Origin of the sequence: Streptomyces sp. C (assembly GCF_000158895.1) — a bacterium.
Lineage (GTDB): Bacteria > Actinomycetota > Actinomycetes > Streptomycetales > Streptomycetaceae > Streptomyces > Streptomyces racemochromogenes.
On the sequence record NZ_GG657750.1, the window covers coordinates 7,249,630 to 7,250,977 of the forward strand.

A 1,348-nucleotide genomic window follows, 5' to 3' on the forward strand; every position below is an offset into this window, starting at 1 on the left:
GCGAGGCGAAGGAGACGACGCCCTCCGGATGGTCGGGGACCAGCGGGGCGTCCCGCACCGGCAGCAGGCCGCTCACCAGCAGGCCCGGGTAGAAGACGTCCAGCGGCTCGCCGCTCTCCCGCAGCCGCAGGCGCACCTGGTCGGTGGCCTCGTCGTGGAACAGCTCCACGTCCTCCTCGCGCAGCGGCGCCCGGTCCCGGCCGCCGTCCGGGGCCTGCGGGGCGTACTCCTGCGAGACGATCTCCTCGGGCATGAACCGGGGCTGCAGGTTGGCGTTGAAGCCCTGGACCGGCCGGAACTGCACCGGACGCGAGCCGGGCCCCGCCGTGTGCGCGACCTCCCGGGCGGCGGCTTCCACGGCGTCCGGGCCGAGCAGGCCGAAGAAGCGGCTCCCGGTCCGCCCCCAGCCGCCGTAGAGGTGGTTGAGCACCAGCAGCCCGCGCCGGGCGTCCCACTGGAGGAAGTGCGCGTACGACAGCGGGCGCGCCGCCGCCCAGGCGGGCAGCCGCGCCGCGTAGGACCCGACCAGCTCCGCGGGCAGCACCACATCGGCGTCCGGGTCCTCCCGGAGGGCGGCCGCGTCCCGTACCGCAGCCTCGAACGAGGCCCGCAGGCGTACGAGTCCGGCCGCGCGGCTCGGCAGGGAGCCCAGGCCGTCTCCGGGGGTCAGGAGCGCGTCCCGGACGGTGTCCTCCCAGGCCGCGACCGTCGAGGGCCCGAAGTCCCAGACGGGGTGGCAGACCCCGCCCCGGCCGTGGCGGGCCACGAACCGGTCGCGCAGGGCCCGGCGCACCAGGTGCCCGAGGTCGTACAGCTCGGCCAGGGCGGCGACCTCGCGCAGCGCCTCGTGGTCCTCGGCGGTGAGGAGGCCGTCGGGCATGGACCGGGTGCCGGGCCACCACGTCCTCGGCCAGCACGGGCGGCACCGGGTCCGCCGCGGGCAGCGGGGCGTCCCGCCGAGGCCATCAGCGCCGTCCAGCGGTCGCGCAGCAGCGCGAGCAGCACGGTGCGCTCGCGGGGCCCGGCCGCCCCGAACTTCCGGGTGGCGTCCGCGACTTCGTCGACCTGCGCGGCGAGCCCGCTCTCGCCGCCGGCCCGCAGCCAGGCGGCCAGCCGTCCGAGCGGATCGGCCTCCTGGGGGCCGACGGGCGGTACGGGGACCAGCAGTCCCGCGTCCACGAGCTGGTCCAGGTACGCCATGGCGGCCGCCCGGTCCCCGGGAGCGGCCAGCGCCGCCGCGAGCCGCGCGGGCGTCGCGGGAGTGCGGCACAGCCCGGCCAGCCGCTCCAGCGGCGCACTCGCCGCGACCTCGGCCTCGTCCTGCCCGGGCACGGCGAAGCGGCCGACG

General features: G+C 78.2%; 1 pseudogene. It reads right to left on the reverse strand.

Features of this window, described 5'->3' with window-relative positions:
- Window positions 1-880 (reverse strand): annotated as a pseudogene (locus tag SSNG_RS44335) (hypothetical protein); the annotation flags it as partial.
- Window positions 881-1,348 lie beyond the last annotated feature (468 nt).